Here is a 24,172-nt window from a genome sequence, read left to right as displayed (position 1 = left end):
CCAGGAGTAAACGATTACATGCAGGACACCGCGCTCACCGCCCCCAACGCCGAGATCCGTCGTGCCGGGGTCGATCTCAATGGACTGATGACGGTGCTGGGCAAGCATCTGTATTCCACCCCGGTGGTGGCGCTGCGCGAACTGGTGCAGAACGCGCACGACTCGATCATCCGCCGCCGCATCGAGCAGCCCGGCGTCCAGGTGCCTTCGCGCATTTCGGTGCAGGTCGATGCCGGTGCCGGCGTGCTGCGCATCACCGATACCGGTGCCGGCCTGACCCGCCAGGAGATCCACGACTACCTGGCCACCGTCGGCGTCGGCTATACCCGTGGCCTGCGCCAGGGCGGCGAGGATGATGAAGGCCTGATCGGCATGTTCGGCCTCGGCTTCCTGTCGGCCTTCGTGCTGGCGCGCCGGGTCAGCGTGCGTACCACCTCGTACCAGACGCCGGAGCTGGGCCATCTGTACGTGTCCAGCAATGCCGAGCAGTACACCGTCAGCGAAGTGCCGGCACGTGCGGTCGGCACCGAGGTGGAACTGGAGCTGCATCCGGACTTCCTGCCGCTGGCCAACGAGGCGCGCCTGCACGAGGTGCTGGGCCGCTACTGCGCGCTGCTGTCCGAACCGATCTTCATCGGTGCTGCGACCGAAGCGCTCAACCCCGAGCCGCCGCCGTGGCGGGGGCAGGGTGACGTGGCCGTGCACCCGGTGCAGGCACGCCGCCAGGCACTGCAGTTCGCCGCGCGCTTCGAGCACGATTTCGAGCCGATCGTCACCGTGCCGCTGCGTGCCGACGGCAACAGCGATGCCACCGGCCTGCTGTGGGTGCAGGATGGTGCCACCTATGGCACCAGCGACAACCGCAACCTGTCGGTGTTCGTGCGCGGCATGCTGCTGGATGACGATGCCCGTGACCTGCTGCCGCCGTGGGCTGGCTTCATCGGCGGGGTGATCGAATCCTCGCGGCTGACTCCCACCGCCAGCCGCGAAGACCTGCAGCGCGATGACCAGTACCGCGCTGTGCAACATGCCTTGCTGGAGGCGCTGATCGATGGTCTGGCCGACGTTGCGCGGCAGCAGCCGGAGGCGTGGCGACGCGTATTGAGCCGCCACAACGAGGCGCTGCTGGGCGCGGCGCTGTGCGATGACCGCCTGTTCGACCTGCTGATGGAGCATGTGCGCGTGCCGACCTCGCAGGGCGACCTGCCGGCCAGTGCCCTGCCGGCGCGCGGTGCCGTGCATGTCATCCTCGACAATGGCGGTGGCTTCGAAGAGATGCTGTTCCGCGCGATGGGGGTGCCGGTCGCGCATGGCCATCGTTACGCGGTGGTGCCGTTCCTGCGGCGCTGGGCCCAGGCCAAGGGCCTGCGCCTGGTTGAACTCGGCACCGAGCAGGGCAATCGCGCACTGTTCCGCAGCGATGACAGCCTCGACGACGCGCAGCTGGCCTGGCTGCGCGAACAGCTGGGTGATGGCGAGCAGCTGCTGCCGGCGCGTTTCAGCCCGGAAGCACTGCCGGTGGTGGTGGTGCCCGACCGCGAGGCCGAACTGAAGCAGCGCCTGGAAGACGACGAGAACGACAAGCGCGTTTCGATGGCGGCGCTGCGCCTGGCGCGCCAGTTCACCGCACGCATCGAATCGCGTGCACCCTCGCGGCTGTACCTCAACCTCGACAACCCGGCGGTGCAGGCGCTGCTGCGCGCCCAGCGCGAGGGCCACCCGCAGGCCGAAGCGGCGGCACGCCTGCTGCGCTCGCTGAAGATCATCGTCGCTGCGCAGGGCCGTCCCTTGGCCCGGGCAACGACCGCCACGCAGGGCCCGGATCTCAACGGCGCCTTTACCGATATCGCCGGTGCCCTGCAGCAGATGCTGCGCTGAGCACCGCGCCCTCTCATCCAGCCTTCGCTAGACAGGAGTACTTACCCCATGGACATCTGGAACTGGGTCGAAAAACTGCAGGGCGACCTGCGCCAGGCCGGCCAGGCGCAGAACGCGCACCTGCTGAACCGCCTCGCCGACGAGGTCAGTGAACTGCAGATCGACCGTGTCGATGCACTGCTGCCCGAAGCACGCGCACTGGGCAAGGCGCTCGACAACCCCTGGGTCGACGTCTACGTCGGCCACTGGGCGCTGCGCAACCGCGTCGGCAACCGTGTTGAAGGCGAGAGCGCACTTGGCGAAGCCGTTGCGCTGTTCGAGCGGGCACACCGCGAAGACACCCTGGAATGCCCGCAGTCGATCTGCGTGACCCAGGACCTGGCCGCCTGCTACGGCAACATCGATGGCCCGGGCTGGGTGCCCGAGCGCATCGAGGTGTGCGACGAGACCCTCGGCCGCATCGATCCCAGCTGGGCCTGCTTCCAGTGCCTGAGCTGCGAGAAAGCCGATGCGCTGCTCGACGATGGCCGTGGCCAGGAGGCGCTGGATTACCTGCAGGCGCAGGCCGACGCCGTGGAGGCCTGTGGCAAGGAAGTGTTCGACAGCTTCCCGGAGATGCAGATCAAGATCCTGCTCGCTGTCGGCCGCGCCGACGAGGCACTGGCGCTGATCGAGAAGCGCGAAGCCGAAGTGGCCGCCTCCGGGGAGTATGAGCCGGCCAACTGCACGGTGCCGCGCCGCTTGTCCAAGGCATGGGCGTTGGCCCAGCTGGGCCGCGACGAAGAAGCGCTGCAGCAGTTGGTGCCGTGGAGCGAGCTGACCCCGAACTACTGGCGGCTGTGGGCGAACACCGCCGCAGCGCTGTGCCAGCGTGACCCTGCGCGCAATACGTGGGACCTGGGCACGCGCTTCAACACGATCATCGAGCACTTCGCCCGGGTCGGATCGCATCGCCTGCTGATCGAAGTGGCAGCGCTGAGCCTGGAGCTTGCCCTGCAGCGTGGTGCGCGCTGGGTGGCACTGCGCCAGCTGGAACTGGCGCGTACCCATCTGGCGCAGCTGCGCCAGGACCGGGGGGCGGCAGCGCTGGTGGCCGGCCTGGCGGCACGCATCGATGCATTGCCGGATGTCGCACCGCTGCCGGTGCCGGCCGGCGAGCTGCTGGCATGGCTGGACGCGCAGGGTGAACAGAACCAGGCGCGCGACCCCGAGCGCGAGGCGCAGTGGTTGCTGCAGGCGCAGGCGCAGCTGCCCGATGACGAGGCCTTGGCCGAGATGGCCGCCTCGGCGCTGAGCGCCTGCGGCGCGCAGGCCGAGGCGCGAGCGCTGTTGTGGCGGTTCGTACGCAGCCATGCGCAGAACGATGGTCCCGCAGCCTACACGCTGATGCGCAGGCTGGCCGAGCAGGGGGACGACGACGGCCTGCGCCAGCTGGCCGAGGTCTACCGCAGCAGCGTGCCGGTGTTCGCGCACTGGTGCGACGTGCAGCGCGCACGCCGGGTGTCCGACTGGCCGGCGCTGGAGCAGGCGGCCCGATCGCTTCTGGAGCTGTCTCCGGGCTCGCACGGCGCGCGCGGCACGCTGGCGCGCATGTACATGGAAACCGGCCGCTTCAGCGAGGCCCAGGCCTGCTATGCGCAGTTGGTGGAGCTGCTGGACGAGCCGAACGCCGCGCATTGGGACCACATGAGTGCGGCCAGCGCGGCGCGCGACTGGGACGCGGTGCGCCGCTCGGCCGCGGCGATTGGCATGGAGCTGTCCAGCCACGAGGGCGTGGTCGAGGAACCGTGGGGCTGGGTGATCATCCGCAGCGAAGAGAACGGCGAGCCGATGGAGTACTACGCCCGCCGCAGCGGACCGGTGACCGCGCGCATCGTCGAGAATGCGCCGTCCAACCGCGCCCAGCAGGTGGGCGACTGGGTGGTGTTCGATGCCGCACTGGTGCATCCGGCACCCGAGGAGGAGGAAGCGCGCGAGCATTTCATCCCGACCTATGCGCAGGTGCATGTGCTGGAGCGCGGCGGCTTCGCCCGCAGCTGGATGATCGATGGCGCGCACCCGGGCGAAGAGGCGTGGAATGCCTTCGTCGAGGCGGCCGAAGCGCAGGGTTGGAAGGTGTGGTCGCACAGCCGCCCGGACTACACCGTCACCGACCCCGATAGGGAGGAGGGCACGCTGCCCGGCCTGCTGTTCACCGTCGCCCAGCCGCAGGACCATGCGCCGCTGGCGCTGCACCGCTTCCTCCAGCAGCACACCGCGACGTGGCCGCATCCGCATTGCTGGCTGCGCCTGGCTGAAGCCTGTGACCAGGATCGCCAGCCGCATCTGGACGTGATCGAGCGTTATGGGCTGTAAGCTGCACGCTCCTGTAGAGCCGAGCCTGCGCTCGGCCCACGCGGAAAGCAGCCGAGCATGGGCTCGGCTCTACAACGGATCATCATCACCCCCAGGGAATGGAATACATGCGAAAGACAGGGATGTTCGTGATCGCCGGGCTGCTGCTGGCCCCCACCGTGCAGGCCGCACCGGCCTGCCAAGAGCCCATGGCCGTTGCCCGTGCCTTCTTCGAAGCCACGACCGACAATGGTGACCTGCTGGAGCCACCGCCCGCGCTGGTCAGCCCGGCGTTCGGCAAGGCACTGCGTGGCGAGCGTGCCTGCCAGCAGCGCGAAGAGGGCATCTGCACGATCGATTCCGACCCGTGGCTGGATGCGCAGGACGGCGACATTGAAACCCCGGTGCGTTACCGCTGGAAAGAGGCCTCGGCCACTGCCGGCCAGGTCGAGATGCGCTATGCGGTATGGAAGAAGGCCTACGTGACCCGTCTGCCGATGGTGCGCCAGGGCCAGGGCTGCTGGCAGGTCGATGACATCCTCACCAACAGCGGCCGTTCGGTGCGGAAGATCCTGGCGCAGCCGGTGCCCTGACCGGCGGCAGCATCCACGCAGGGTGCGGTCCAGTTGCCGGCCAGCGGCCGGCACTACCAGGTGATGTTGGGTGGGTGCCGACCGTTGGTCGGCATGCCTTTATCGCGAATGCCCGAACACCAGTTCGATCACGAACTGGCTGCCGAAGAACGCCAGCAGCAGCAACAGCATTGCCGCCAGCGTCCAGTGCACCGCCTTCATGCCGCGCCAGCCGTAACGACGGCGTCCGACCAGCAGCACGCCGAACACGATCCACGACAGCACGCTCAGCACGGTCTTGTGCACCAGCTTCTGCGCCAGCAGGTCGTCGACGAACAGCACGCCGGTGACCAGGGTCAGGGTCAGCAGCGCGAAGCCGACCGTGATCACCCGGAACAGCAGCGATTCCAGGTCGGCCAGCGGTGGCAGCGCGCGCAGCCACGGGCGGAACTCACGGCGGCGCAGCGCGCGTTCCTGCAGCCACAGCATGATCGCCAGCAGCGCGGCGATGCTCAGCGTGGCGTAGGCCAGCAGCGCCAGCCAGGCATGGCTGGCCAGGCGCCAGCCCAGCACCTTGCTCGGCTCGTGGCCGTAGCCGTGATAGGCCAGAAGCAGTACCGCGGCCAGTGGGAACACCACCACGCCCAGTGCCGACATGCGGCCGCGCGCGCCCACCAGCGAGGTCAGCCAGGCCATGCCCAGGCCGACCAGCGACAGCGCGGCGAAGAAGTGCATGTCCGGCCCGCCGTTGGTGCGCATCGCCACCATCACGTGGTAACCGCCATGCAGCAGCATCGCTGGCAGGGCCGGCCACAGCCAGGTGGGGGAGCCGGTGCTTTCATCGCGGCCGAGCGCGCGCACCAGCAGGGCACTGGCAGCCAGGTAGAGCAGGACGGCGATGAGAACGATTGTCATCGTTGCAGTTTCGCATACCCCTGTGATGCTGGCGACGGCCCGGTGGTCGCAGTCCGGGCGGACAGCCGGACCCGTTATACTGTCTGCCTTATTGTCCCCCGCTTTCAGACAGGTTGCGCCGCATGTTCGAGTCCCTGACCCAGCGCCTTTCCGGCACCATCGAGCGCCTGCGTGGCCGCGGCCGCCTGACCGAGGAGAACATCCGCGAGGCGACCCGCGAAGTACGCATCGCGCTGCTCGAAGCCGACGTCGCGCTGCCGGTGGTGCAGGCCCTGATCGAGCGCATCAAGGTGCGCGCGGTTGGCCAGGAAGTGCTGAAGTCGCTGACCCCGGGCCAGGCCCTGATCAAGGTCGTGCGCGACGAGCTGACCGCGGTGATGGGTGCCGAGGCCAGCGACCTGAACCTCAATGTGCCCGCTCCGGCGATCATCCTGATGGCGGGCCTGCAGGGCGCCGGCAAGACCACCACGGTGGGCAAGCTGGCCAAGCACCTGAAGGAAAAGCGCAAGAAGAAGGTGATGGTGGTCTCGGCCGACGTCTACCGTCCGGCCGCGATCGAGCAGCTGAAGACCCTGGCCGAGCAGGTGGGCGTGCTGTTCTTCCCGTCCAGCGCCGACCAGAAGCCGGAAGCCATCGTCCGCGCCGCCATCGACGATGCCCGCAAGTCGTTCGTCGACGTACTGCTGGTCGATACCGCCGGCCGCCTGGCCATCGACGAAGCGATGATGGCCGAGATCAAGGCCCTGCACGCTGCCGTGAACCCGGCCGAAACCCTGTTCGTGGTCGACGCCATGACCGGCCAGGACGCGGCCAACACCGCCAAGGCCTTCGGTGATGCGCTGCCGCTGACCGGCGTGGTGCTGACCAAGACCGACGGTGACGCCCGTGGCGGTGCCGCGCTGAGCGTGCGCTACATCACCGGCAAGCCGATCAAGTTCGTCGGTGTCAGCGAAAAGCCGGAAGGCCTGGACGTGTTCCATCCGGACCGCATCGCCAGCCGCATCCTCGACATGGGCGACGTGCTGTCGCTGGTCGAGCAGGTGGAGCAGCAGGTCGACAAGGACAAGGCCGCCAAGCTGGCCGAGAAGGTCGCGAAGGGAAAGAAGTTCGACCTGAACGACATGCGCGACCAGCTCGAGCAGATGCAGAACATGGGCGGCATCGGCGGCCTGATGGACAAGCTGCCGGGCCTGGGCAACATCCCCGACCACCTGAAGCAGCAGGTCAGCCAGGGCAAGGAAGTGCCGCGCATGATCGCCATCATCGGCTCGATGACCAAGAAGGAACGGCGCAACCCGAACCTGCTCAACGGCTCGCGCCGCGCGCGCATCGCCAAGGGTTCGGGCGTGACCCCGGCCGACGTCAACAAGCTGATGAAGCAGTACATGCAGATGGAAAAGATGATGAGCAAGATGGCCGGCGGTGGCATGAAGGGCATGTTGCGCAGCATGAAGGGCATGATGGGCGCCATGGGCGGCCGCGGCATGCCGTTCCGTTGATGACGGCCCCGTCCGCAGTGTGATGTAGCGCCCGAGCTCACGCTCGGGCGGCGGCGCGCAGCAGCAGGCTCGACTCTTCCCCTGTCCCGCGCGCACCATGGGGGCCTGTCCGAAACGATGGGCCGTCATGCAGAGTTCCGCTGTAACTTCCCGCGTCGAGGCGTTCTGCCGGCGCTTTGGCATTTCCGTTCCGATCCTGCTGGCACCGATGGCCGGTGCCTGCCCCGTACCGTTGTCCGCCGCGCTGGCCAATGCCGGCAGCATGGGGGCGATGGGCGCGGTGCTGTCGTCGTCGGCCGATATCGGTCGCTGGATGGAGGACTTCCGCGCGACCTCCACCGGCCCGGCGCAGGTGAACCTGTGGCTGCCGGACCCCGCACCGAGCCGTGATGTCGCTGCCGAGGCCGCCAGCCGCGCTTTCCTCGCGCAGTGGGGCCCGGACGTGCCGGCCAGCGCCGCCGACGCCACGCCTGCCGATTTCGAAGAACAGTTCGCTGCGTTGCTTGCGGCACGCCCGGCGGTGGCGTCGACCATCATGGGCGTGCTGCTGCCGCGCCACGTGCAGCAGCTGAAGGACGCCGGCATTGCCTGGATCGCCTGCGCGACCACCTTGTCCGAAGCGCGTGCCGCACAGGACGCCGGTGCCGACGCCGTGGTGGCGCAGGGCATGGAGGCCGGTGGCCATCGCGGTGCGTTTGATCCGGCAATGGCCGAACGCCAGCTGGTCGGGCTGTTCGCGCTGTTGCCGCGCCTGGCCGATCACCTGCAGATTCCGGTGATCGCTGCCGGTGGCATCGCCGATGGCCGTGGCATTGCTGCCGCACTCACCCTGGGGGCCAGCGCCGTCCAGATCGGCACCGCCTTCCTGCGCACGCCCGAGGCGGCGATCGCGTCGGCGTGGGCCGATGGGCTGGCCGCCAGCGAACCGGAAGATACCTGGCCGACGCGCGCGTTCAGCGGCCGCCTTGGCCGTGGCCTGGCGACCGCGTATGTGCGCGCCGCTGCTGCCGAAGGCGCCCCTGCGCCGCGCCCGTACCCGGTGCAGCGTGGCCTGACCGCGCCGATGCGCAAGCAGGCCGTGCAGGAAAATCGCCTGGCGGCGATGCAGGCCTGGGCCGGGCAGTCGGCGTGGATGGCGCCTGCACAGCCGGCCGCCGACGTGCTGCGCGGCATGTGGGAACAGGCGCAGGCGCTGCTGCGATGAGGGTCACCTGCAATGGCCAGCCGGCGCAGGTGGCGGACCTGCTGCCGGCGCTGGTGAACTACGGCCACTTCACCTCGCTGCAGGTGCGTGGTGGTGCAGTGCAGGGGCTGGACCTGCATCTGGCGCGGCTGTCGCAGGCCACGCGCGAACTGTTCGGCAGCGAACTGGACACGGTGCAGGTGCAGGCGTGGATGGCGCAGGCGCTGCGGCAGGCCGGCCTGGCCGATGCCTCGCTGCGGGTGACGGTGTACTCGCGCCGCTTCGATTTCCGCAATCCGCTGGCGGCCGTGCCGGTGGACGTGCTGGTGGCAGTTTCAGCGCCGGTGGCCCTGGCCGCGCCCAAGCGCGTGCACAGCGTGGCCTGGCAGCGCGAAATGCCGCAGATCAAGCATGTGGGCACATTTGGCCTGTTTGCCGAGCGGCGCGCGGCGATGGCGCAAGGATTCGACGATGTGCTGTTCGTGACCGCCGATGGCGACGTGAGTGAAGGGAGCACCTGGAACCTGGCCGTGCACGATGGTGAGCGGCTGCTCTGGCCACAGGCGCCGGCCCTGCGCGGGACGGCCGAAGCGCTGCTGAAGCGGCATTGGCCGGGGGCACAGGCGACGCAGCCGTTGCGGCTGGCGGACCTGGCCGGTGTGAAGAGCGCGTTTGCCTGCAACGCCAGCGGTCTTTGGGCGCTGGACGCCATCGATGGGCACGTGCTGTCTGGCTCGCAGGCCTTGGCTGAACGGGGCAGGGCAGTGCTGGCGGCGGTGCCTTGGGACAGATTGGGGTCAGATCCCTTTTGCGGCGCAAAAGGGTTCTGACCCCGGGCGGGTTCCCCGGGGTTGGCTCGGCCGGGCTCTGCCGCTATAATCGCCCGCTTACCTCGCCATCCTGGCGACTGGGCAATAGGAAAAACACCATGGTCAAGATTCGACTGACCCGCGGCGGCGCCAAGAAGCGTCCGTTCTACCACATCATCGTCACCGACGTGCGCAGCGCGCGCGACGGCCGCAACATCGAGCGCGTTGGCTTCTACAACCCGGTTGCCCAGGGCGCCGAGAAGCGCATCGAGCTGGACCTGGCCCGCGTTGACCATTGGGTCAAGAACGGCGCCCAGCCGACCGACAAGGTCCGCAACCTGATCAAGGAAGCGACCAAGTCCCAGGCCGCTGCGGCCTGATCCTGACGGGCCACGCTTCGGCGTGGCCCTCTTGGTTGAAGCAGATGAAAGATATCGAGCGCCGCATCCTGCTGGGCAGGGTTGTCGGCGCTTTTGGTGTGCGCGGCGAAATCAAGCTCGAGTCCTGGACCGAGCCACGTTCCGCCATTTTCCGTTACCAGCCGTGGATCGTGCGCAGCCCGTCCGGCGTGGAAACCACGATTGAAGGTGTGCGTGGCCGCGACAGCGGCAAGCACCTGGTCGCCCGTTTCCCCGGCGTCGAGGACCGCGATACCGTCGAAGCGATGCACGGCACCGAGATCTACGTGGCCCGCAGTGCATTGCCGCCACCGAAGCCCGATGAGTACTACTGGGTGGACCTGGAAGGCCTGGACGTGAAGACCACCGAGGGCGTTGCCCTGGGCCAGGTCTCGCACCTGTTCAGCACCGGAGCCAACGACGTGGTGGTGGTCCGCGGTGACCGCGAGCGGATGATTCCGTTCGTGCAGCCGGACTTCGTCAAGTCGGTCGACTTCGAGGCCAACCTGGTCGTGGTCGACTGGGATCCCGAGTTCTGAGCGTGAGCATGCGTTTCGACGTCATCACCCTGTTCCCCGAGTTCCTCGCCCAGTCCGCCGGACTGGGCGTGGTCGGGCGCGCGCAGGAGAAGGGGCTGTTCAGCCTGCACGGCTGGAACCCCCGTGATTACGCCGAAGGCAACTACCGCCGCGTGGACGACCGTCCGTTCGGTGGTGGCCCGGGCATGGTGATGCTGATCGAGCCGTTGCAGGCCTGCCTGCAGGCGATCCGTGAGGCCGATCCGACCCCGGCGCGGGTGATCTACCTCAGCCCGCAGGGGGCGCCGCTGACCCAGGCCAAGGTGCGGGAACTGGCGGCGCTGCCGCGCGTGGTCCTGCTCTGCGGCCGCTACGAGGGCATCGACGAGCGTTTCCTGGAGGCCAATGTCGACGAGGAGATCTCCCTCGGCGACTACGTGCTGTCCGGGGGGGAACTGGGCGCGGCGGTGATCATCGACGCCGTGGCCCGCCTGCAGGACGGTGCCCTGAACGACGCCGAATCGGCGGCGCAGGACAGCTTCGAGGGCGACCTCGGCCTGCTCGACTGCCCGCATTACAGCCAGCCGGCCCAGCACCCGCTGGGTGACGTGCCGGACGTGCTGCGCTCGGGCAACCACGCGGCCATCGCCGCCTGGCGCCGCCAGCAGTCGCTGCTCCGGACCGCCGAGCGGCGCCCGGACCTGCTGGATGAACAGGCACTGGGCAAGGCCGACCGCAAACTGCTGGAGCAGGGCCGTCAGGCCCGGAACCAGAAGGCCAGCCCCTAGCGCAGGGTCGGCTTTATCGGCTATCATGGCCAATTCCCGTCGACCCTGGTCGGCGCGCGCAGTACCCAAAACAAACGTGCAGCACAGTCCGGTGACTGCATGAGCCTACGTTGTCGATACGACACGCCCACCCGAACAAGAATCGGTGTAACCCATGAGCAAGCTGAACAAGTCCATCGTCGCGGAATTCGAATCCGCCCAGATCACCCGTGAACTGCCGAAGTTCAGCCAGGGCGACACCGTTGTCGTCAACGTGAAGGTGAAGGAAGGCAGCCGCGAGCGCGTGCAGGCCTACGAAGGCGTCGTCATCGCCACCAAGAACGCCGGCCTGAACTCCTCGTTCACCGTCCGCAAGATCTCGCACGGCTACGGCGTCGAGCGCGTTTTCCAGACCCACAGCGCCATCATCGACTCGGTCGAAGTGAAGCGTCGTGGTAAGGTCCGCGCCGGCAAGCTGTACTACCTGCGTGGCCTGGAAGGCAAGGCTGCCCGCATCAAGGAAGACCTGGCTGCCGCTGCTGCCGCCAAGGCTGCCCGTCTGGCCGACAAGGCCTGATAAACAACTTCGGTTGTTGCCGCGACGGCCACCTTCGGGTGGCCGTTTGCGTTTCCGGCATCGCATCGGCCACGATCAGGTGATGAACGACATCAACCTTCGCTATCCGGCCGTGATCCAGTCGGCGTTGCGCTTTCTCGACGGCAAGGGGCTGGCACGCGTGCAATCGGCGCCGTTGCTGCATCGCCTGTTGTGGCGCCTGGGCATCGCACTGCCGCCACCGATCCTGGCCGGCTTTGGCACCAACGCGTTGGTGCAGGGCCTGCTGTTCGGGCTGTTCTGGACCGCGCTGATGTGGCTGATGCTGTGGCAGGGCAGCGAACGTCCGCTGGTGCTGTTGCTGGTGGCCGGTCTGGTGGCCGGCGCGCTGTTCGGCCTTGTGATGGCGGCGCTGATGCGCTCGCTGCGCCGCCACCGCAAGCTGCCGGATTGGCGCCAGTTCCGGGCGCGGCAGGCGGACTGAGCCGATGGCGCACTGCGCCGTGACCGCTGGCTACGGGCCGCGCTAGGCTGCGGTTTCATCCCGATAGACGTGCCGTGCGATGCCTGCCAAGCGAACCGCACCTTCCACCGCGCCCACGCTGTTGTCCGGCGGCAACCCCCGGATCGCCAAGGGCGAGGGCGATGCTCCGGTGCAGGCATACATCGCCGCCATGCCGGACTGGAAACGCCCGGTCGGCGCACAGCTGGATGCGTTGATCGAACGGGCCGTACCCGGCGTGCACAAGGCGGTGAAGTGGAACTCGCCGATGTATGCGGTGGCGCCGGGCGAAGGCTGGTTTCTCAGCTTCCATTGCTTCACCCGCTACATCAAGGTGGCGTTCTTTCGTGGCGCGGTGCTGAAGCCGATGCCGCCCGAGCCGTCCAGGAGTGCCGATACGCGCTACCTGCATATCGCACAGGATGGCGCGCTGGATGAGGCACAGTTCCTCGACTGGGTGCGCCAGGCCGCCGCGTTGCCCGGCGAGCGCATGTAACCCCGACTTTCTCATTCCTTTCCCGACGAGAGCTCCTGATGGCTACGCATGCCCCCAACCCGGCCGATGCCGGAACACCGGCGGCCGAACTGATCGATGCACGCATCGCCGAGCTGGCAGACTGGCGCGGTGAAACACTGGCACGCGTGCGTGCATTGATCCATGAAGCGCTGCCGGACGTGCAGGAAGCCTGGAAGTGGCGCGGTACACCGGTGTGGGAGCACAACGGCATCCTGTGCACCGGCGAAACCTACAAGCAGGCGGTGAAACTGACCTTCGCCAACGGTGCGGCGCTGGCCGATCCCAAAGGCCTGTTCAACGCCAGCCTCGAGGGCAATACGCGGCGTGCGATCGACATCCATGAAGGCGCGATGCCGGATGCCGCTGCGTTCAAGGCGCTGCTGCGCGCAGCGGCGGCGTTCAATGCGGCGAAGAAGAAACGGTAGAGCCGGCCGCTGGCCGGCTGTTGCGCGATGCTGCTGGAGAGGTGTGAGGTTGCCGGCCAGCGGCCGGCACTACCTTGTCATTGGCCGGTCCATGAGGTTGCCGGCCGGCGGCCGGCACTACCGTGGCGGTGCGGCATCCGGGTCGGCCACCGGCGACGGCGGACAGGCCGGAATCTCCGACGGCGTCGCCAGTTCTTCGGCATGCGAGGGCCTGCCCATCATCTTCGCCTTGCGCCAGCCGCCCCAGCGGTAATACGCCAGCGACAGCAGCATCGACACCAGCGAGCTGACCGGGAAGCTCCACCAGATTGCATCGGCGCCCCAGTACGGCTGCAGCAGTTCGGCGAACGGCACGCGCACGCCCCACAGCGAGCCGGCCAGGATCAGCAGTGGCGGAATCACCGCGCCGGTGGAGCGCACCACGCCGGAGATCACGAAGCTGACGCCGAAGAACAGGAACGAGCCGATCACCACATGGTTGAGGTGGCGGGCGATGTCCAGCGCCTGGCTGGCCGGCGGCAGGAACAGCGCCAGCAGCTGGCGATCGAACACAACCAACGGCAGGATCAGCGCGCCGGTCAGCAGGAAGTTGAACAGCACGCCCTGGCGTGCGGTACCGCGCACGCGGTCCCAGCGCTGCGCACCGACGTTCTGTGCGGCCATCGAAGAACACGCCGCACCGATCGCCATCGCCGGCATCTGCAGGTAGTTCCACAGCTGCAGGGCAGCACCGTAGCCGGCGCCGGTGTCGGTGCCGTACTGGTTGACCATGGTCATCAGCAGGATCACCGACAGCGAAATCAGCACCATCTGCAGGCCCATCGGCACGCCCTTGACCACCAGCGCCTTGAGGATGGTCATGTCGAGCTTGAACAAGCGCAGGTCGGCGCGGCCCAGCCACAGGGTGTGGCGCTTGTGCCGCATGTACAGCAGCAGGCCGGCCAGCGACAACGTCTGCGCGACCAGCGTGGCCCAGGCCGAGCCGGCGATGCCCAGCGCGGGGAAGGGCCCCATCCCGAAGATCAGTACCGGGTTCAGCACGATGTCCAGTGCCACCGATACCATCAGGAAGCGGAACGGCGTGCGCGAATCACCGGCACCGCGCAGGGCGGCGGTGAGGAAGGCGAACGCGTACAGCGTCGGCATCGCCAGGAAGATGATCTGCAGGTAGGCCTCGGCCAATGGCAGCGAGGCGGCCGGCGTGCCCATCGCCGCCAGCAGCGGATGGGCCATGAACCAGCCGGCGATGGCGATGATCACCGACAGGCCGATGAAGAAGGTGGCACTGGTGCCGACCACGCGCCGCGCCTGCGCGATGTCGCGCGCGCCGATCGCCTGTCCGATCAGGATGGTCGAAGCCATGCCGAAGCCGAACACCGAGCCGATAAGGAAGAACATGATGTTGTTGGCGTTCGCGGTGGCGGTCAGTGCCGCCTCACCGAGGAAGCGCCCGACCCAGACCGCATTCACCGAACCGTTCAGCGACTGCGCGATGTTGCCTGCCAGGATCGGCAGGGAAAACAGCAGGAGATTGCGGCCGATCGGGCCGGAGGTCAGGTCAAGCGGCGCTTTGGCCATGGAGTGGTGATCGAATCCCGGGAGGCGCACACTAGCACCAAGCCGGTTTGCGGGATGTGGCAATGCATCAACGACTGCAGGTGAAGTGGAGCCTGGCGCTGGCCTTGATCAGCGTCGTACTGGCCGCATGTTCGACAGGTGACCGGCTGGGCGATACCCAGGTGCGGCCCACCGACCGGCCCGAGTGCCTGGTCGGCAGCCAGCGCCAGGATCTTTCTGCCGGCGTACCCTCCCTGATCGGGGGCAGCGGCTGCCGCACCGACCCCGACAACCCGCGTCCCCTGAACAAGCGAACGGAGTAGTCCCTGCCGATGACCGAGCTTTCCCCGCTGCCGCCCAGTGTCCGCCTGGACATCTGGCTGTGGGCGGCCCGTTTCTTCAAGACCCGCAGCCTGGCCAAGCAGGCCATCGAGACCGGCAAGGTCAGCGTGGCTGGGCAGCGCCCGAAATCCTCACGCGCGGTGCGCGTCGGCGAGCAGCTGCAGGTGGATCGCGGCGAGGAGCATTTCGAGATCCAGGTGCTGGGGCTGAGCGATCAGCGCGGGCCGGCGCCGGCGGCGCAGCAGCTGTATGCCGAGAGTGAGGCCTCCAGGGCCCGCCGCGCCGAGCAGCGGGCGCTGCGCATCGCCGCACGCGATGGTTTCCAGCCGCCGGAGCACAAGCCGGACAAACGCGCACGGCGGTTGATCCGCGCGCTCGGCGATATCGACGCGTTGTAAGTTGCAGGGCGCCAGACCGGGTCCGGCGCCGCCTTGGCTCAGCGCTTGCCGCCCAGCAGGCTGCCGCCGATCTTCAGCAGATCGCCCACGCCGAGCTGGCCGTCACCGTCCTGGTCCAGCACGCTGCCAAGCAGGCCGCCGGCAAGGCCGCCCTGTTGCTGCACCTGCTGCTTCTCCTGGCCGAGGGCCTGGCTGAGCGAGCCGGCATCGGCCTGGCCACCACCGAGGCGCTGGGCGAGGAAGGCCATCACGATCGGTGCGAGGATCTGCAGCAGCTGGCTGGTACGGCCGCTGTCGAGCTGGGTGGCCTGGGCCAGGCCGGTTTCCACCTTCTGCTGGCTGCCGCCGAAGATGTGGCCGAGGATGCCGGCACCGTCGCTGGCGGCGCCACCGCCACCGCCGCCCAGTACCGAGCCGAGCACGCTGCCCAGGTCCAGGCCGCTGTGGTTGTTCTGCAGTGCACCGAGCAGCGCCTGTGCGCCCTGCGGCTGCGAGGCGTTGTTGCCCAGCGCGCCCATCAGCACCGGCAGCGCGGCACTGATCGCACCGGAGGCCTGGGTATCGCTGATGCCGAGCTGCTGCGATACCTGCTGCAGCGGGGCGCCCTGCAATTTGGCGAGAAGTTCGTCGGTCAGGCTCATCTGCGGAATCCTTGATTGGGGTTGGGCGTGCAGAAGGTACGACGCAGACCGTTAAAACGGCGACGCCGCCTCACGGGGAGGCGGCGTGGCGTTCACGGGGCAGGGCGATCAGAGCTCGATGTCTTCGGCACCCGGGGTCGCGGTGGGGAAGTCCGCTTCCGGCTGGGCCGGCTTGAACGGATCCGACGGCTGGCTGGCCAGCGCCTTCAGCGCCGCGGCAACACCAGCGCCATAGGCCGGGTCGGCCTTGCTGCAGTTGTCGATGTGGCGCTGCTTGATGAAGTCCGGCGCATCGCCCAGAGCACGGGCGGTGTTGGCGAACAGTCGCTCCTTCTGTGCCTGGTTGTAGCTGCGGAACAGCGCACCGGGCTGGCTGAAGTAGTCGGCGTCGTCCTCACGGAAGTTCCAGAAGTCGGCGTCGCCCCGGATCTTCATCGGCGGTTCGCGGTACTGCGGCTGCTCCTGCCACTGGCCGTAGCTGTTGGGTTCGTAGTGCGGCAGGCCGCCGTAGTTGCCGTCCACGCGCATCGCACCGTCGCGGTGGTTGCTGTGCACCGGGCAGCGCGCCGCGTTCACCGGAATCTGATGGTGGTTCACGCCCAGGCGGTAGCGCTGCGCATCGGAGTAGGCGAACAGGCGCGCCTGCAGCATCTTGTCCGGCGACGGGCCGATACCCGGCACCAGGTTGCTCGGCGCGAACGCTGACTGCTCCACGTCCTGGTACCAGTTGACCGGATTGCGGTTCAGTTCGAACTGGCCCACTTCGATCAGCGGGTAGTCGCTCTTCGGCCACACCTTGGTCAGGTCGAACGGATGGATGCGGTAGGTTTCCGCCTCCAGTTCCGGCATGACCTGGATGAACAGTTTCCACTTCGGGAAGTCGCCCTTCTCGATCGCGGCGAACAGGTCGCGGCCGTGGCTTTCGCGGTCATGGCCGACCAGGATCTGCGCCTGCGCGTCGGTCAGCGATTCGATGCCCTGCTGGCTGACGAAGTGGAACTTCACCCAGAAGCGCTCGCTGTCGGCGTTGGTGAAGCTGTAGGTGTGCGAGCCGAAACCGTGCATGTGGCGGAAGCTGCGCGGAATGCCGCGGTCGCTCATCACCACGGTCACCTGCAGCAGGGCTTCGGGCAGCAGCGTCCAGAAATCCCAGTTGTTGCGTGCGCTGCGCAGGTTGGTATGCGGGTCGCGCTTGACGGCCTTGTTGAGGTCGGCGAACTTGCGCGGGTCGCGCAGGAAGAACACCGGCGTGTTGTTGCCGACCAGGTCCCAATTGCCTTCTTCGGTGTAGAACTTCAGGGCGAAGCCGCGGATGTCACGCTCGGCGTCGGCGGCGCCACGCTCGCCGGCCACCGTGGTGAAGCGGGCGAACATCTCGGTCTGCTTGCCGACCTTCTCGAACAGCTTGGCGCGGGTGTACTTGCTGATGTCGTGAGTGACGGTGAAGGTGCCGAATGCGCCCGAGCCCTTGGCGTGCATGCGGCGCTCGGGAATGATCTCGCGGTTGAGGTTGGCCAGCTTTTCCAGCAGCCACACGTCTTCCATCAGCAGCGGGCCACGCGGGCCGGCGGTCTTGCTGTTCTGGTTGTCCACCACCGGCGCGCCGAAGGCCGTGGTCATCGGCGTGACCGGTTCATCGCCGTGCTTCTGCTTCGGGGTAGTGCTCAGCTCGCGCTGCTGCTGGGCGCCTTCCGCAGGCGACGGCGCGGTGTGATACGGACATTTCGGGCTGTTGTTATCGGACTGGCTCATGGCTGGCTCCTGCGGGTGAAGACGGGATGGAACATCTTCACTCGACTTTAGCTAGGGCCAGATGAAATGAATAATCGAATGATCCGTTCAGTTTGATAGGTTCTGTCAATTGAAACGAAGAATAAGATTTGCCGGATCTTTCGACAGGCCTCCCGCGTGGCGGCGGGAAGCCATGGGTGCGTGCTGCGGTTACAGCAGTGCTTTCAGTCGGTACAGCGCTTCCAGTGCCTGCTTCGGCGTCAGTTCGTCCGGATCGATGGCGGCCAGTGCTTCCTGTGCCTTGTTCGACGGCGCCGCGAACAGGCCGAACTGCTGCGGTGCATCCAATGCCTGCGGCGCCAGCTCGGCGGCATGGCTCTCACCGCCGCGCTGTTCCAGCTCGGCCAGTCGACGGCGCGCCTGCGCCACGGTGGCGCGCGGCAGGCCGGCCAGTGCGGCCACCTGCAGGCCGAAGCTGCGGTTGGCCGGGCCGTCCTTAACGGCGTGCATGAACACCAGCGCTTCACCGTGCTCGACGGCATCCAGGTGCACGTTGGCGATGCCGCTGCGGCCGCCCTCGTGCTGCTCGTCGGCCAGCGCGGTCAGCTCGAAGTAGTGGGTGGCGAACAGCGTGTAGCAGCGGTTCTGGTAGGCCAGGTGGCGGGCCACCGCGTCGGCCAGCGCCAGGCCGTCGTAGGTGGACGTGCCACGGCCGATCTCGTCCATCAGCACCAGCGAATGCGCGGTGGCGTGGTGCAGGATGTAGCTGGTCTCGGCCATCTCGACCATGAAGGTCGACTGCCCGCGGGCGAGGTCGTCACCGGCGCCGATGCGGGTCAGGATGCGGTCGATCGGGCCGATCAGCGCCCGGCTGGCCGGCACGAAGCTGCCGATGTGGGCCAGCAGCACGATCAGCGCGTTCTGCCGCATGTAGGTCGATTTACCACCCATGTTCGGACCGGTGATGACCAGCATGCGGCGGTCCGGATGCAGATCCAGATCGTTGGGTTCGAACGGCTGCTCGCGCACCGCCTCGACCACCGGATGGCGGCCACGCTCGATCTTCAGGCACGGTGCCGTTTCAAGTTCCGGCCGCGACCAGTCCAGCGCCTGCGCGCGTTCGGCGAAGGCGGCCAGCACGTCCAGTTCGCTCAGCGCGGCGGCGCACTGCTTCAACGGTTCCAGCTGTTCGCCGAGGGTGTCCAGCAGCTGCTCGTACAGGTACTTCTCGCGCGACAGCGAACGGTCGCGCGCGGACAGCACCTTGTCCTCGAATGCCTTCAGTTCTTCGGTGATGTAACGCTCGGCATTGGTCAGCGTCTGGCGGCGGGTGTAGTGCACCGGCGCGCGATCGGACTGGCCCTTGCTGATTTCGATGTAGTAGCCGTGCACGCGGTTGTAGCCCACCTTCAGGGTGGGAATGCCGCTGCTCTCGCGCTCGCGCAGTTCCAGGTCAACCAGGAACTGGTCGGCATGGGTGGACAGGCGGCGCAGCTCGTCCAGCTCTTCATCGAAGCCATCGGCCAGCACGCCGCCGTCGCTCAGCTTCAGTGGCGGCATTTCGGCGATGGCGCTGGCCAGCAGTTGTGCGCACGCGTCGTGCTCGCCCAAGGCGGCATGCAGTGCCTGCAGGCGCGGTGAATCCAGCGGCGCCAGCACTTCGCGCACCGCCGGCAGCAGGCCCAGGCCATCGCGCAGGGTGGAGAAATCACGCGGGCGCGCCGAACGCAGTGCGACGCGGGTCAGGATGCGTTCCAGGTCGCCGAGGCGGCGGAACTGTTCGCGGATGTCGGCATCGCTGCCGCGATCGATCAGGGTTTCCACCGCATGGTGGCGCTGCACCAGCACCTCGCGCAGGCGCAGCGGGCGGTGCAGCCACCGGCGCAGCAGGCGCCCGCCCATTGGCGTCACCGTGCTGTCGAGCACGCCCAGCAGGGTATTGCGGGTATCGCCGTCGACGCGCGTATCCAGTTCCAGGTGGCGGCGGGTGGCGGCGTTCATCGCGATCGCCTCGGCGGCGGTTTCCATCGCGATCGAGGTCAGGTGCGGCAGGCGCTGCTTCTGGGTTTCCTCGACATAACCGAGCAGGGCGCCGGCGGCGGCGGTGGCACGTGGCTTGTCATCGATACCGAAGCCGCTCAGATCGTGCAGCTTGAAGAAGTTCAGCAGCTGGCGGCGGCCGCTGTCCGCGTCGAACAGCCACGGCGCACGGCGGCGCACGCCGGTGCGGTGGCGCAGGAAGTCGGGCCAGTTCTCCTCGTCGGGCACCAGCAGCTCGGCCGGCTCCAGCCGGGCCAGTTCGGCTTCCAGCGCGTCGTCGGTCTCGACTTCATTGACCAGGAAGCGGCCACCGGCCAGGTCGGCCCAGGCCAGGCCGTAGCCCTGCTTCGTGCGCGACAGCGCCATCAGCAGGGTGTCACGGCGTTCGTCCAGCAGCGCTTCGTCGGTCACGGTGCCGGGGGTGACGATGCGCACCACCTTGCGTTCGACCAGGCCCTTGGCCAGCGCCGGGTCGCCGATCTGCTCGCAGATCGCCACCGACTCGCCCAGCGCCACCAACCGCGCCAGGTAGCCTTCATAGGCATGTACCGGCACGCCGGCCATCGGAATCGGCGCGCCGCCGGAGCTGCCACGCTGGGTCAGGGTGATGTCGAGCAGGCGCGCGGCCTTGCGCGCATCGTCGTAGAACAGCTCGTAGAAGTCGCCCATGCGGAAGAACAGCAGCAGGTCCGGATACTCGGACTTGGCTGCGAAGAACTGCTTCATGAGGGGCGTGTGCTCTGCACTGGCCTTCGATGTAGACGGTTTCGCTTTTGAATCAGTGGTTTGCAAGAGAACTTCCTACGGTTTGTAGCGGTCGATCCCGGCAGCTGACGGCAAGTAACGGGGTTCTTCGTTGCGCCGCAGTTGCGGTGATCACTCAAAGAGGATCAAATCGATGTTGCGACGGACAGACGGCGGATCGACCATGGATACGGTTCTTGCGACGCAGGCAGAGGCCCCGCGTCGCCGAGGCACCAAGTTTAAGCTGACCTACCGCCAAATCTGCGAACTGAGCGTGGCCAAAGGCCCGGTCGAAGGCAAGCAGGGAAGGGTGGTCATCGCCCCTCGACTGCCCGGAGACGCCGGAAAGCCTTACCGCGTCCTGGACGGCAATCAGGGCGCGCCAACGGGCTTTGGCTTCTACGTGGGCACGACCCGCACCACTTACGAAGTCGTGGTCCGAGGCCCGGCCGGGGTTCGTCGGTTCTCCTTGGGCAGCGTCACCGACATTGGCCCCGAGCAAGCCTACGAGCTCGCTCGGCGGAAGTTGGCCGTGGTCCGAGAAACGGGCGAGCATCCTTCGAAGGAAGAGGCCCGAGCCGAGCAGCTGGTGGAGCTAAAGGGGCTCACGCTGGCGGACTGCTTTGCGGCCTACGTTGAGGACCTGCAGAAGCGCGTTCGCAACAAGAAAGCCAAGCCCGCCAGCATCCGGGCGATCCAGGACAGCTTGGCGCGGTTCGCTCGCCCGGAAGTCGGGCTGGCGGACAAGCCGATCCTTCAGCTGTTGGACAAGGACATCCACCGTGCGTTCGACAGCTTGCGGCGATCGTCCATGGTGCGCTCCAACCGGATCCCCACCCCGATGCGCCAAGCACTGGCAGATCAGCCGGATTGGGCCGAGCTTTCCACGCAACAGCTCGAAGCGTTGGGCGTGACCGGGAAGTACATCCAGCGAGTCAAAGCGGCCGGTTTGGCGTCGACCGAGCACGCGTTCACAGACGCGAAGAGGGCGGTCGACCTGGTGCTGAAGCGGGAACGCAAGGCGGCGGCCCAGCAGCAGCGGGACCCGGTGCTGCGTTACAACCCGTTCCAGGTCATCCACGACGACGACATGCTGCGGGACTCGCAAGCGCTGCGCCGGCACTACGAGCGTGCCGAGGTGCGCAACCCGCTGGGGAACGAAACGCTGCCCACGGTCTTGAAGGTGATCTTGGCCAGGCGGGACGAGCAGGGCGGCTTGAACGCCACCGGCGCGGATTACTTGCTGCTGACCTTGCTCTGGGGCACCCGCCGCGGCGAGGCCGCTCCCCTGCGCTGGTTTGACCGGTGCTCCCCAGGCGAGTTGCGCCAGTCGGAGGTGTCCTGGGTCTGGTTGGCCGGTCCGGAGGAGGTCAACCCTTACACGCGGCGGGCGGGCTCTCAGGTCTACTTGTTTGACACGAAGAATGGCGAGGAGCGCTACCTGCCGGTGGCCTACTTTGCTGAAAAGATTTTGCAGCGGCGTTTCGACGAGCGCGCGCACGAAGCCAGGCTCAAGCAAGACTTGGCGGACGCGGAAGAAGTGTTGGCCGCCGCCCGAGCCAGGCGTGCTCGCCGGGATCTGCTGGACCGGCTGGAAAAGGAGGTGGAGAGGGCGCGCCGCGCGCTGGCCAAAACCATGTTCGTGTTCCCCGCCCGATCGGACCGAAGCACCACGGGGCACTACTCGGACAGCAAGAGCATCGTGGCAAACGTGCGCCGGGACGCGGGGTTGCTCGATTTGCGGGCAGAGGTGGACATTGGGCTGACCCTCCACGATCTGCGCCGGACGCTCGGCCGTTACGCCGCCCTCCTGTTCGGCGAAAGTCGAATCGTGTCCCAACTGCTCCACCACAGAACGTTGGGGCGAGGCGAGGATCGCATGGCCGTTGTCTCCGAACGCTACACCGAGCAGGAATGGTCAAAGCTTCGCGAGGCTATGGGCCGCGTGGAGGAGCACATGGTCGCGACCAGTCCTCGTGTCTGGAATCGCTTGAAGGGGACGGATAAGCCTCGGCTGGACGAGTCCGGCGATGCCCCAGTCTCCATTTTCTCAGCAAGAAACCGACGCGACGCCCAGTAAGGAGCGACCCAATGGAATGCCAGCGTAAAGAAGAGGACTACCTGGAGCAGCGCTCTGCGGCACTGGATGCTGAGCTGACCAAAGCCGCCGCAGGCTTGCCGCCTCCGACGATCAGCACCAAAGCAGCGGCGCGTTACCTCGGGGTCCACTTCGACACGCTTGGCGAGTGGCGCCGCCGAACGCCTCCTGCAGGGCCGCCCTTCGTGAAAGGCGCCGGCCGCGCTGTTGGAGGGGCCAACGAGCACGTCCGTTACCCTTACACCGAACTCGTTGCTTGGCAGGCCTCACGCGTGGGCCGCAGCGTCAAAGAGCGTCGCTTGATCGACGAACTGGACGCAGCCCAGCAACGGGTCCGTGAGCTGGAAATCGAATTGGCCTTGCGGCAGGCGCGCGACGACGCAAGCCGGCTTCAGAAGAAGTTGGGGCGCATTGCCACGCTGGCCACGCTCGATGACATTGCCGTGGTTCCCCATGAGTGGGCGTTGGTGGATGGCCGGGTGGCCGGCCATGTCTTGGTGGTGAGCGACCAAGTGCTAAGCGATGCACTTGAACGGGGTGACGTGTGGGATGCCACGGTCGAAGTTGCCTTACAGGCGGCTTGGATCGACGGTGAGACGCGTGAGCCCTACCACTGTGCTTACGCAAACGTGCTTCAGACGGTGATACAAGAACTCCGCGAAGCCAAGGCTGCCCAGCAGGCAAGCGATTTGGAGGCGCGTTGGGCGCCGGGGACAGTGTCTGGCAATTCGGCGAGGCCTTTCGCCCGGCATACGGAGGCGTCATGACGGCTGGAACTGAACTGGATAAGGAGGTGATGGGCCTGCGCCCAGGACGGCGTCCAGCCCAGCCCAAGCCAATCGAACTGACCCAAGCAGAAGAGCTGGAGTTGGCTAAAGCGAAGGCCGGGCGAGTGGAGTGGGTCGGTCCTGGCGTCGCCGCGTACATCCTTGGGATTTCAAAGGAAGCTCTCAAGAAGCGTCGACTCCGTGGCGAAGGCGTTGTTCCCGAGCATCGGGCGGCAAGAAGTAACAAGCACGGAGTGCGTTACCGCTGGTCATCGGTTGTTCGCTGCGGTGGGGCGGAGCGCTTTCAGAGCGAAGTTCTTGCCGAGCGTTTGGAAGATGTCGTGAAGGTTTTGAAGAAGCTCGGGCTTGCCGGGTTGGAGCGCGACCTTCCATGGGCGTTCACTGAAGAGCAGCGCATCAGGGGGTTATCAGGCTTCTATCCCAAGCTTCCAGCGGCACCTCTTTCACTCAACGAGGCGCTACGCCGATCTTGGGTTAGCGTGGAAGATCGAGCGCCATTTCACGATTTGGTCGTTCAGTCGTTGTCCCAATGCCCTGCAACGGCTTTGCGGGCTGTTGATTGGAAAAGTTCAGTTGAGGGCTAATACGGCACCAACTTCGCCACTTGTCGCGTTTTGCGCTCGCGGAGTGGCCCCTGCCGAGAACTACGTCCTTTGCGAGCTGCATGAGGGACGTCACTGCTCTTGTCTGTCCAGACCAGCCATCACGCGTGGCTCGCGCTTGTCGATGAATAATTGGAGCTCGGGTCGCGAAGGGAGCTGCTCACTGTTTTACTTATGAGTTTTTAAATCCTGCCGGAGGTCTGAATGAATTTCCCAAGTCGTTCAACGGGCGTGCCGCCCGAGCGTAACAAGAAGTACGTGGTTGTCGACAGGCGGCGCTATCTCCCGGATGGCAGTATTAGCCCCTCGTCGCCAAGTAATCCATGGGCCGTGTATGAGGACACAATGCCACTCATAG

The 24,172-nt window shown here is 66.9% G+C and carries 23 protein-coding genes; 18 read left to right on the top strand and 5 right to left on the bottom strand.

Annotation, left to right across the window (positions count from 1 at the left end):
- Positions 1-18 precede the first annotated feature (18 nt).
- From AC5P6H_RS10855 to AC5P6H_RS10845, 3 genes are all read left to right on the top strand, one after another.
- Positions 19-1,878: an ATP-binding protein gene (locus tag AC5P6H_RS10855; RefSeq protein ID WP_014646396.1), complete on the top strand. Its 1,860-nt coding sequence runs from the start codon at positions 19-21 to the stop codon at positions 1,876-1,878.
- A 48-nt stretch (positions 1,879-1,926) separates the two neighbouring features.
- Positions 1,927-4,233, top strand: coding sequence for a tetratricopeptide repeat protein (locus tag AC5P6H_RS10850; RefSeq protein WP_495202594.1), 2,307 nt, complete (start codon positions 1,927-1,929; stop codon positions 4,231-4,233).
- Positions 4,234-4,340: 107 nt separating this feature from the next.
- The gene (locus AC5P6H_RS10845; RefSeq protein ID WP_049441566.1) at positions 4,341-4,805 is read left to right on the top strand and encodes a YqhG/Tai3 family protein; all 465 of its coding nucleotides are present in this window, start codon (positions 4,341-4,343) and stop codon (positions 4,803-4,805) included.
- Positions 4,806-4,904: 99 nt separating this feature from the next.
- Here AC5P6H_RS10845 and AC5P6H_RS10840 read toward each other — a convergent pair whose 3' ends face one another.
- Positions 4,905-5,699, bottom strand: coding sequence for a cytochrome C assembly family protein (locus tag AC5P6H_RS10840; protein ID WP_049441480.1), 795 nt, complete (start codon positions 5,697-5,699; stop codon positions 4,905-4,907).
- 122 nt (positions 5,700-5,821) lie between these two features.
- Here AC5P6H_RS10840 and ffh point away from each other — a divergent pair, with 122 nt between their 5' ends.
- The 10 genes from ffh to AC5P6H_RS10790 all read left to right on the top strand — a co-directional run bounded on the left by ffh (position 5,822) and on the right by AC5P6H_RS10790 (position 12,873).
- Entirely contained in the window at positions 5,822-7,198 is a 1,377-nt protein-coding gene (gene ffh, locus AC5P6H_RS10835) for a signal recognition particle protein (protein WP_014036403.1), read from the top strand.
- A gap of 127 nt (positions 7,199-7,325) precedes the next feature.
- Positions 7,326-8,402, top strand: coding sequence for an NAD(P)H-dependent flavin oxidoreductase (locus tag AC5P6H_RS10830; protein ID WP_046429548.1), 1,077 nt, complete (start codon positions 7,326-7,328; stop codon positions 8,400-8,402).
- Entirely contained in the window at positions 8,399-9,211 is an 813-nt protein-coding gene (locus tag AC5P6H_RS10825) for an aminotransferase class IV family protein (protein ID WP_495202593.1), read from the top strand. The genes AC5P6H_RS10830 and AC5P6H_RS10825 overlap by 4 nt, the downstream gene beginning before the upstream one ends.
- 98 nt (positions 9,212-9,309) lie before the next feature.
- Positions 9,310-9,570, top strand: a complete 261-nt coding sequence (gene rpsP / locus AC5P6H_RS10820) for a 30S ribosomal protein S16 (protein ID WP_005415733.1) — start codon at positions 9,310-9,312, stop codon at positions 9,568-9,570.
- 44 nt (positions 9,571-9,614) lie between these two features.
- On the top strand, positions 9,615-10,127 hold the full coding sequence (rimM, locus tag AC5P6H_RS10815; protein WP_010483256.1) for a ribosome maturation factor RimM: 513 nt from the start codon (positions 9,615-9,617) through the stop codon (positions 10,125-10,127).
- An 8-nt stretch (positions 10,128-10,135) separates the two neighbouring features.
- Positions 10,136-10,894 (top strand): tRNA (guanosine(37)-N1)-methyltransferase TrmD, encoded by a 759-nt coding sequence (gene trmD, locus AC5P6H_RS10810; protein WP_046429552.1) that lies wholly within the window; start codon positions 10,136-10,138, stop codon positions 10,892-10,894.
- 154 nt (positions 10,895-11,048) lie between these two features.
- A complete protein-coding gene (gene rplS / locus AC5P6H_RS10805) occupies positions 11,049-11,450 on the top strand; it encodes a 50S ribosomal protein L19 (protein ID WP_005415736.1) in 402 nt (133 codons plus the stop codon).
- Positions 11,451-11,532: 82 nt separating this feature from the next.
- Positions 11,533-11,913 carry a DUF6404 family protein gene (locus tag AC5P6H_RS10800; protein WP_032956354.1) on the top strand — a complete coding sequence of 127 codons (381 nt, stop codon included), beginning with the start codon at positions 11,533-11,535 and terminating at the stop codon, positions 11,911-11,913.
- Between the two features lie 79 nt (positions 11,914-11,992).
- Positions 11,993-12,427 (top strand): DUF1801 domain-containing protein, encoded by a 435-nt coding sequence (locus AC5P6H_RS10795; RefSeq protein ID WP_032956352.1) that lies wholly within the window; start codon positions 11,993-11,995, stop codon positions 12,425-12,427.
- Between the two features lie 38 nt (positions 12,428-12,465).
- Positions 12,466-12,873, top strand: coding sequence for a DUF1801 domain-containing protein (locus tag AC5P6H_RS10790; protein ID WP_100449630.1), 408 nt, complete (start codon positions 12,466-12,468; stop codon positions 12,871-12,873).
- A gap of 117 nt (positions 12,874-12,990) precedes the next feature.
- Here AC5P6H_RS10790 and AC5P6H_RS10785 read toward each other — a convergent pair whose 3' ends face one another.
- Positions 12,991-14,451, bottom strand: coding sequence for an MATE family efflux transporter (locus AC5P6H_RS10785; protein ID WP_134808642.1), 1,461 nt, complete (start codon positions 14,449-14,451; stop codon positions 12,991-12,993).
- Positions 14,452-14,513: 62 nt separating this feature from the next.
- On the opposite strand from AC5P6H_RS10785, the gene AC5P6H_RS10780 reads away from it, so the two are divergent.
- Positions 14,514-14,753, top strand: coding sequence for a hypothetical protein (locus AC5P6H_RS10780; protein WP_495202592.1), 240 nt, complete (start codon positions 14,514-14,516; stop codon positions 14,751-14,753).
- Positions 14,754-14,762: 9 nt separating this feature from the next.
- The gene (locus AC5P6H_RS10775) at positions 14,763-15,170 is read left to right on the top strand and encodes an RNA-binding S4 domain-containing protein (protein WP_014646408.1); all 408 of its coding nucleotides are present in this window, start codon (positions 14,763-14,765) and stop codon (positions 15,168-15,170) included.
- A 38-nt stretch (positions 15,171-15,208) separates the two neighbouring features.
- Here AC5P6H_RS10775 and AC5P6H_RS10770 read toward each other — a convergent pair whose 3' ends face one another.
- The 3 genes from AC5P6H_RS10770 to mutS all read right to left on the bottom strand — a co-directional run bounded on the left by AC5P6H_RS10770 (position 15,209) and on the right by mutS (position 20,308).
- Positions 15,209-15,811 carry a DUF937 domain-containing protein gene (locus tag AC5P6H_RS10770; protein ID WP_014646409.1) on the bottom strand — a complete coding sequence of 201 codons (603 nt, stop codon included), beginning with the start codon at positions 15,809-15,811 and terminating at the stop codon, positions 15,209-15,211.
- A 108-nt stretch (positions 15,812-15,919) separates the two neighbouring features.
- Complete coding sequence (locus AC5P6H_RS10765; protein ID WP_126411849.1) at positions 15,920-17,563, bottom strand: catalase; 1,644 nt, start codon at positions 17,561-17,563, stop codon at positions 15,920-15,922.
- A gap of 189 nt (positions 17,564-17,752) precedes the next feature.
- Positions 17,753-20,308: a DNA mismatch repair protein MutS gene (gene mutS, locus AC5P6H_RS10760; RefSeq protein WP_235650275.1), complete on the bottom strand. Its 2,556-nt coding sequence runs from the start codon at positions 20,306-20,308 to the stop codon at positions 17,753-17,755.
- Positions 20,309-20,510: 202 nt separating this feature from the next.
- On the opposite strand from mutS, the gene AC5P6H_RS10755 reads away from it, so the two are divergent.
- Genes AC5P6H_RS10755 through AC5P6H_RS10745 form a run of 3 tightly spaced genes read left to right on the top strand, consistent with a single transcriptional unit; the run spans position 20,511 to position 23,796 of the window.
- Complete coding sequence (locus tag AC5P6H_RS10755; protein WP_053443799.1) at positions 20,511-22,406, top strand: site-specific integrase; 1,896 nt, start codon at positions 20,511-20,513, stop codon at positions 22,404-22,406.
- An 11-nt stretch (positions 22,407-22,417) separates the two neighbouring features.
- The gene (locus AC5P6H_RS10750) at positions 22,418-23,191 is read left to right on the top strand and encodes a hypothetical protein (RefSeq protein ID WP_053442689.1); all 774 of its coding nucleotides are present in this window, start codon (positions 22,418-22,420) and stop codon (positions 23,189-23,191) included.
- The gene (locus AC5P6H_RS10745) at positions 23,188-23,796 is read left to right on the top strand and encodes a hypothetical protein (RefSeq protein ID WP_146200789.1); all 609 of its coding nucleotides are present in this window, start codon (positions 23,188-23,190) and stop codon (positions 23,794-23,796) included. The genes AC5P6H_RS10750 and AC5P6H_RS10745 overlap by 4 nt, the downstream gene beginning before the upstream one ends.
- The last annotated feature ends 376 nt before the right edge of the window (positions 23,797-24,172 follow it).

Source organism: Stenotrophomonas sp. YJH_SMC_110, from assembly GCF_059369255.1.
The sequence above is the reverse complement of the archived record's forward strand: the minus strand, read 5'-3'. Positions and strand labels throughout refer to the sequence as shown.

Excerpts from the sequence above, each read along its gene's own strand:
- AC5P6H_RS10855 (WP_014646396.1), top strand. The coding sequence starts at position 19 with ATGCAGGACACCGCGCTCACCGCCCCCAACGCCGAGATCCGTCGTGCC.
- AC5P6H_RS10850 (WP_495202594.1), top strand. The coding sequence starts at position 1,927 with ATGGACATCTGGAACTGGGTCGAAAAACTGCAGGGCGACCTGCGCCAG.
- AC5P6H_RS10845 (WP_049441566.1), top strand. The coding sequence starts at position 4,341 with ATGCGAAAGACAGGGATGTTCGTGATCGCCGGGCTGCTGCTGGCCCCC.
- AC5P6H_RS10840 (WP_049441480.1), bottom strand. The coding sequence starts at position 5,699 with ATGACAATCGTTCTCATCGCCGTCCTGCTCTACCTGGCTGCCAGTGCC.
- ffh (WP_014036403.1), top strand. The coding sequence starts at position 5,822 with ATGTTCGAGTCCCTGACCCAGCGCCTTTCCGGCACCATCGAGCGCCTG.
- AC5P6H_RS10830 (WP_046429548.1), top strand. The coding sequence starts at position 7,326 with ATGCAGAGTTCCGCTGTAACTTCCCGCGTCGAGGCGTTCTGCCGGCGC.
- AC5P6H_RS10825 (WP_495202593.1), top strand. The coding sequence starts at position 8,399 with ATGAGGGTCACCTGCAATGGCCAGCCGGCGCAGGTGGCGGACCTGCTG.
- rpsP (WP_005415733.1), top strand. The coding sequence starts at position 9,310 with ATGGTCAAGATTCGACTGACCCGCGGCGGCGCCAAGAAGCGTCCGTTC.
- rimM (WP_010483256.1), top strand. The coding sequence starts at position 9,615 with ATGAAAGATATCGAGCGCCGCATCCTGCTGGGCAGGGTTGTCGGCGCT.
- trmD (WP_046429552.1), top strand. The coding sequence starts at position 10,136 with ATGCGTTTCGACGTCATCACCCTGTTCCCCGAGTTCCTCGCCCAGTCC.
- rplS (WP_005415736.1), top strand. The coding sequence starts at position 11,049 with ATGAGCAAGCTGAACAAGTCCATCGTCGCGGAATTCGAATCCGCCCAG.
- AC5P6H_RS10800 (WP_032956354.1), top strand. The coding sequence starts at position 11,533 with ATGAACGACATCAACCTTCGCTATCCGGCCGTGATCCAGTCGGCGTTG.
- AC5P6H_RS10795 (WP_032956352.1), top strand. The coding sequence starts at position 11,993 with ATGCCTGCCAAGCGAACCGCACCTTCCACCGCGCCCACGCTGTTGTCC.
- AC5P6H_RS10790 (WP_100449630.1), top strand. The coding sequence starts at position 12,466 with ATGGCTACGCATGCCCCCAACCCGGCCGATGCCGGAACACCGGCGGCC.
- AC5P6H_RS10785 (WP_134808642.1), bottom strand. The coding sequence starts at position 14,451 with ATGGCCAAAGCGCCGCTTGACCTGACCTCCGGCCCGATCGGCCGCAAT.
- AC5P6H_RS10780 (WP_495202592.1), top strand. The coding sequence starts at position 14,514 with ATGCATCAACGACTGCAGGTGAAGTGGAGCCTGGCGCTGGCCTTGATC.
- AC5P6H_RS10775 (WP_014646408.1), top strand. The coding sequence starts at position 14,763 with ATGACCGAGCTTTCCCCGCTGCCGCCCAGTGTCCGCCTGGACATCTGG.
- AC5P6H_RS10770 (WP_014646409.1), bottom strand. The coding sequence starts at position 15,811 with ATGAGCCTGACCGACGAACTTCTCGCCAAATTGCAGGGCGCCCCGCTG.
- AC5P6H_RS10765 (WP_126411849.1), bottom strand. The coding sequence starts at position 17,563 with ATGAGCCAGTCCGATAACAACAGCCCGAAATGTCCGTATCACACCGCG.
- mutS (WP_235650275.1), bottom strand. The coding sequence starts at position 20,308 with ATGAAGCAGTTCTTCGCAGCCAAGTCCGAGTATCCGGACCTGCTGCTG.
- AC5P6H_RS10755 (WP_053443799.1), top strand. The coding sequence starts at position 20,511 with ATGGATACGGTTCTTGCGACGCAGGCAGAGGCCCCGCGTCGCCGAGGC.
- AC5P6H_RS10750 (WP_053442689.1), top strand. The coding sequence starts at position 22,418 with ATGGAATGCCAGCGTAAAGAAGAGGACTACCTGGAGCAGCGCTCTGCG.
- AC5P6H_RS10745 (WP_146200789.1), top strand. The coding sequence starts at position 23,188 with ATGACGGCTGGAACTGAACTGGATAAGGAGGTGATGGGCCTGCGCCCA.